The sequence below is a fragment of the Kitasatospora sp. NPDC059577 genome (assembly GCF_042735475.1).
Lineage (GTDB): Bacteria > Actinomycetota > Actinomycetes > Streptomycetales > Streptomycetaceae > Kitasatospora.
This window is the reverse complement of sequence record NZ_JBHWBZ010000081.1, coordinates 32,569-33,666: the sequence shown is the minus strand read 5'-3', so window position 1 is coordinate 33,666 and position 1,098 is coordinate 32,569. Positions and strand designations below refer to the sequence as shown.

At 81.1% G+C, this 1,098-nt stretch carries 1 protein-coding gene; it reads left to right on the top strand.

The features are described from left to right. Window positions 1–343: 343 nt before the first annotated feature. The gene (locus ACFV0O_RS37925) at window positions 344–946 is read left to right on the top strand and encodes a hypothetical protein (RefSeq protein WP_380348827.1); all 603 of its coding nucleotides are present in this window, start codon (window positions 344–346) and stop codon (window positions 944–946) included. Window positions 947–1,098 lie beyond the last annotated feature (152 nt).

Sequence of the window (1,098 nt, the reverse complement as noted above, 5' to 3'; positions counted from 1 at the left end):
TATGTCTAACCGCCCCCGCCCCCGCCCTTTGGTGGGTGGCGTGTGGGGGGGGCCGCGCCCCCCCGGCGGGGGCCCCCCCGGCCGCCGGCTGGGCGCGCCGGGGCGACGCCGCCCCGGGCGCCGGCGCCGGCGCCCGGTCTGTCACGGTCCTGCGCACGCTCCCCCACCCCTCCCGCACCACCGCCCGCCCGGCCCCGTCGCGGGCCCCGTTGCCCCCGAGCCTAGAGGGGCGCTCCCACGTCCCGCGAGGTCCGAAAGGGCAGCCCGGGGGCAGCGCCCGGTGCAGGCGCGGCGGACGGGGCCGGGCACAATCGCCCCCACGGGAACCGACATCCGGGGATTCGTGGAGTGCCGTACCCGGGACGCGACCGGGGCGAAGGCCTGGACCTGCGCCGTCGAGCTGGACCTGCTCGGCGTCACCCGCGACTACCCGGCCTTCGCCTGCCTCTTCGGCGTGCGGGACGTCAGCGGGCACTGGCGGCCGGTCGGCGCCGGGCGGGGACTGCCCACCGACGTGTCGGCGCGCGCCCGTGCCGCACACGCCTCCTGGGGCGCGGCCGCGTTCGGCGCGACCTGGCTCGACTGGACCGAGGTCCTGGCCGTCGACTGGGACGAACCGGCGCTGCCCCGCGCGACCACCATCGCCCGCTACCGCCGCCACCCGGACGGCACCCTGACCCTGCGCCACCGGGACGACTGGAGCCGGGGGTTCGCCCGGGCCAGCGGTGTCGACACCCGCGGCGTCGGGCCGGACCGCATCGGCGACCTGTGGGCCGAGGGCACCGAGTGGGACGTCGGCACCACCGTGTTCCGGGCCGAACGCGCACGGCGCCGCGACGCCGTGCCCGCCGACGGCTCCTGGCGGCCGGTGTGGACCGTCATGGGCGCCCTCGCCGAGGTCCACGGCACCGGCGACGTCCGCCTGGTCGTGTGGTTCGAGGAGTGACACCCCCTCACCCCGGACCGGCGGCCCCCTCCCCGACCGGGCCGCGGGGCCCGCGCCGCGGGCCGGGGGGCGCCGGCGCCCGGGCCGCCCCCCACCGGGGGTCGACGGGCCCCCCCCCCCCCCCCCCCGGCGGGCCCCGGGGGCCGCCCCGG